Origin of the sequence: Allosphingosinicella sp. (genome assembly GCF_036403745.1) — a bacterium.
GTDB lineage: Bacteria > Pseudomonadota > Alphaproteobacteria > Sphingomonadales > Sphingomonadaceae > Allosphingosinicella.
This window is the reverse complement of the sequence record NZ_DASWQI010000036.1, coordinates 1-4,661: the sequence shown is the minus strand read 5'-3', so window position 1 is coordinate 4,661 and position 4,661 is coordinate 1. Positions and strand designations below refer to the sequence as shown.

The window sequence follows — 4,661 nt, the reverse complement described above, 5'->3', positions numbered from 1 at the left end:
GATGATGACGACCGTCAGATCGATCACAGAAAGGCTCATTCGGGCTCCCCTGCCGGAAATGTGCGCGGGAACTTAGACGAGACTCTACGGCTGTCCACCTCCCATTGTGCGCGCCGGTGGCGTGTGCCAGCAATGCCGGCGGGGAGAGTGCGCGATGGACGAACCAGCGACAGTGGAAAAGCCGCGGCAGTCGCTCGCCGGCCTGTGGAATATCTCGTTCGGATTCTTCGGAATCCAGATCGGCTTCGCGCTGCAGAACGCGAACATGAGCCGCATCTTCCAGTCGCTCGGAACCTCGATCGACAACCTCCCGGCCCTGTGGGTGGCGGCGCCGCTCACCGGCCTCCTCGTTCAGCCGGTCATCGGCCATATGAGCGACCGCACCTGGCTCGGCCGCTTCGGCCGCCGCCGGCCTTATTTCTTGGCGGGCGCGATCCTTGCCGGCCTCTCCCTCTTCGCCATGCCCGAAGCGCCGGCCCTCATTTTCGCGGCGCTGATGCTGTGGGTGCTCGATGCGTCCTTGAACATCTCGATGGAGCCGTTCCGCGCGTTCGTCGGCGACATGCTCGGCAAGGACCAGCACAGCGCCGGCTATGCGGTGCAGACCGCCTTCATCGGCGCCGGCGCGGTGGTCGGCTCGATCATCCCCTGGGCGCTGGAGCGCCTCGGCGTCGCCAACGTCGCGCAGGGCGGCGGCATACCCGACACTGTGCGCTTCGCCTTCTGGCTCGGCGGCGGTGCGCTGGTGCTGTCGGTGCTGTGGACGATCCTCACCACCCGCGAATTCAGCGCCGAGGAACTCGCCCGCTTCGAAGCCGCCGCGGAAGCTGAGGAGGATCACACCCTCCGCGCCCTCGCCGCGCGCACCTACACGTCCTGCGCCGTCTGGGCCGCGGCCGGTGCACTGGTCGTCGCCGCCGTCTGGCGCGTCGGCCTGGAGAAGGAGGTGTACCTGCTCGGCGGCCTCCTCCTGGCCTACGGCCTCGCCAGCGCCCTCGCCATCGCGCTTGCCAAGGCCGGGCGCTCGGCGGGCACGCTCTGCCACATCGTCGGCGATTTCTCGGGCATGCCGCCGGTGATGAAGCGCCTCGCGCTCGTCCAGTTCTTCAGTTGGTCCGCACTCTTCATCATGTGGATCAACACCACCCCGGTGGTCGCGCAGGTCTTCTACCGCGCGCCCGACGCCAAGAGCGCGCTCTACCAGGAGGGTGCCAATTGGGTCGACGTCCTGTTCGCCACCTACAACGGCGTCGCCGCCATCGCCGCGCTGACCCTGCTCCCAATCCTCGCCCGCTCGATCGGCCGCGTCCGCACCCATGTCGCCGCCTTGCTCTGCGGCGCGCTCGGTTATGCGAGCTTCTTCGTCGTCCGCGATCCGAAGCTCCTCCTCGTAAGCGAACTTGGGATCGGCATCGCCTGGGCTTCGATCCTCGCCATGCCCTATGCCATCCTCGCCTCGAGCCTGCCGCAGCGGAAGCTCGGTATCTTCATGGGCCTGTTCAACGTCTTCGTCGTCGTCCCCCAGCTCCTCGTCGCCTCCGTGATGGGCTCGATCATGAAGCATTTCTTCCCCACCGAGCCGATCTGGACCATGGCCTTTGCGGCGGCGGTGATGGCGTTGGCCGCGCTGGCGATGCTCCGCGTGGAGGAGCCGGTATGAGCTCCTCCCCGGGACGGGGAGGGGGACCATGCGCAGCATGGTGGAGGGGGCCCACGCCTCCGCCGCTCAGGCGCCAGGCCCCCTCCACCACGCCGCTTCGCGTCGTGGTCCCCCTCCCCGTGCCGGGGAGGAGCGAAGAACCTCGATGACCCGCAACATCCGCAAGGTGGTCGTCCTCGGCGGCGGATCGGCGGGCTGGATGGCCGCGGCGGCGCTCGTCAATGCGCTGCGCGGCGGGTGCCGGGTCGAGTTGGTGGAATCGGACGAGATCGGCATCGTTGGTGTCGGCGAGGCGACCATCCCGCCGATCCGCTTGTTCAACCACTCGCTGGGCCTCGACGAGGGCGAGTTCGTCGCGAAGACGCAAGGGTCGTTCAAGCTCGGCATCGAGTTCGTCGGCTGGGGCAAGGAGGGCCACCGCTACTTCCACCCCTTCGGACCCTATGGCGCCGAGTTCGACGCCGTCCCGCTCCACCAATATTGGCTGAAGGAACGCCAGGGGGGCCGCGCCGGGCCGCTCGACAATTATTCGATGGCCTGGGCGCTCGCCTCGCGCGGCCGCTTCGCCCCGCCCTCGCCCGACACGCGCCTCGTCCAGTCGACCTACGATTACGCCTATCATTTCGACGCCGGCCTCTACGGGCAGCACCTGCGCGCCTATGCCGAGGCCAAGGGCGCGATCCGCACCGAAGGCAAGGTCGTCGACGTCCGCGTCGCCCCCGAAAGCGGCCATGTCGAGGCGCTGACCCTCGCCGACGGCCGCGTCGTCGAAGGCGATTTGTTCATCGACTGCTCGGGCTTCCGCAGCCTGCTCCTCGGCGGCCAACTCGGCGTGCCCTACCGCGACTGGCGCGAATGGCTCCCCTGCGACCGCGCCATGGCGGTGCCCTGCGCCGGCGGCGGCGCCTTCACGCCCTATACCCGTTCCACCGCCCACGCGGCCGGCTGGCAGTGGCGCATCCCGCTCCAGCACCGGGTCGGCAACGGCTACGTCTATTCCTCAGCGCACGTCTCCGACGACGAAGCGGCCGAGACCCTCCTCGCCAATCTCGACGGCGCCCCGCTCGCCGACCCGCGCCCGCTGCGCTTCACGCCGGGGCGGCGCGACGTGACGTGGAGCCGCAACGTCGTCGCCCTGGGCCTCGCCGCCGGCTTCCTGGAACCGCTGGAATCGACCAGCCTCCACCTCGTCCAATCCGGCATCACCCGCCTCCTGGCCCTGTGGCCGGACCGCGATTTCGACCCGCTTGCCGCCGCGGAATATAACCGCATCACGGCCGAGGAATATGAGCGCATCCGCGACTTCATCATCCTCCACTACAAGCTCACCGAACGCACCGACACGGAGCTCTGGCGCTATTGCGGGGCGATGCCGGTGCCCGAGCCGCTCCAGTACAAGATCGACCAGTTCCGCGCCGCCGGCCGCATCGTCTCGGCGGGCGCCGAGCTGTTCCAGAACCCGAGCTGGCTCGCCGTCCATATCGGCCAATTGAACACGCCCGAGCGCTACGACCCGCTGGTCGACGAACGGACCGAGGTGGACGCGCCGCGCCTCCTCGAGGGCCTTCGCCGTTCGATGGCCGAGGTCGCGGAGACGATGCCCTCGCACGCCGCCTTCATCGACCGCCATTGCCGGGCGCCTGCCGCATGACCCGCGACATCGTCATCGTCGGCGGCGGCACCGCGGGCTGGATGGCCGCCGCCGCGCTCGCCCGCTACCTCGAGCGCGGCTGGCGGATCACGCTGGTGGAATCGGAAGAGATCGGCACCGTCGGCGTCGGCGAGGCGACGATCCCGGCGATCCGCCTGTTCAACGCGTCGTTGGGCATCGACGAGGACGAATTCCTCCGCGCCTGCAACGGGACGTTCAAGCTCGGCATCGAGTTCGACGGCTGGCGCGGCGACGGCCACCGCTACATGCACGCCTTCGGCCCCGTCGGCCGCGACTTGGGCCTGATCGCCTTCCACCATTATTGGCGCCGCGCCCGCGCGCTCGGCGTCGCCGACCAGCTCGGTGCCTATTGCTTCAACGCCGTCGCTGCGAAGGAGGAGCGGTTCGGCCGCAGCCTCCCCGCCGGCACCAGCCTCGCCGCCCCGCCCTACGCCTTTCACTTCGACGCCGGCCTCTACGCCGCCTTCCTGCGCCGCTACGCCGAAGCGCGCGGCGTGCGGCGGATCGAGGGCAAGGTCGTCGACGTGGAGAAAGGCCCCGCCGGCGTCGCGAGCGTGCGCCTCGCAAGCGGCGAGACGGTTGCGGGCGAGCTCTACATCGACTGCTCCGGCTTTCGCGGCCTCCTCATCGAGCAGGCGCTCGGCGCCGGCTTCGAGGATTGGTCGCACTGGCTCCCCTGCGACCGCGCGATGGCGGTGCCGTGCGCCCATGGCGGCGGCTTCACCCCCTACACCCGCGCCAGCGCCCGCGCCGCCGGGTGGCAATGGCGCATCCCGCTCCAGCACCGCATCGGCAACGGCTACATCTTCTCCAGCGAGTTCCTCTCGCAGGATGAGGCGCACGAAACTCTGCTCGCCAATCTCGACGGCGCACCGCAGGCCGAGCCGCGGTTGCTTCGCTTCACGCCCGGACGCCGAACCTCGGCCTGGACCGGGAATTGCGTCGCCGTGGGGCTCGCGAGCGGCTTTCTGGAGCCGCTGGAATCGACCAGCATCTTCCTCATCCAGGCGGCGATCATCGACCTCATCGACCTGATGCCCTCACCCTCCTCCGACCGCACGATCGATCCGCGGCTCGGCGATGAGTTCAACCGCCTGACGACCATGCAATATGAGCGGATCCGGGACTTCCTGATCCTGCACTACGTCGCCAACCGGCGCGAGGGCGAACCGTTGTGGGATTATCTGCGTGACATGCCGCTGCCGGATAGCCTGGCGCAAAAAATGGCGTTGTTCCGGGCCCGCGCGACCTCGCCCGAATATCAGTTCGGCTTGTTCTCGCGCGACAGCTGGCTGTCGGTGCTGTTCGGCCAAGGGCTGTCGCCACAGG

At 68.9% G+C, this 4,661-nt stretch carries 3 protein-coding genes; all 3 read left to right on the top strand.

The genetic code is table 11. From position 1 onward, the window contains the following. The first annotated feature begins 154 nt into the window (after window positions 1–154). Window positions 155–1,660, top strand: coding sequence for an MFS transporter (locus tag VGC56_RS04720; RefSeq protein ID WP_464123563.1), 1,506 nt, complete (start codon window positions 155–157; stop codon window positions 1,658–1,660). Between the two features lie 145 nt (window positions 1,661–1,805). Next, window positions 1,806–3,311 (top strand): tryptophan halogenase family protein, encoded by a 1,506-nt coding sequence (locus VGC56_RS04715; RefSeq protein WP_464123562.1) that lies wholly within the window; start codon window positions 1,806–1,808, stop codon window positions 3,309–3,311. After that, window positions 3,308–4,661: tryptophan halogenase family protein (locus VGC56_RS04710; protein WP_464123561.1), on the top strand; the 1,354-nt coding region annotated here is incomplete at its 3' end. The genes VGC56_RS04715 and VGC56_RS04710, both read left to right, overlap by 4 nt.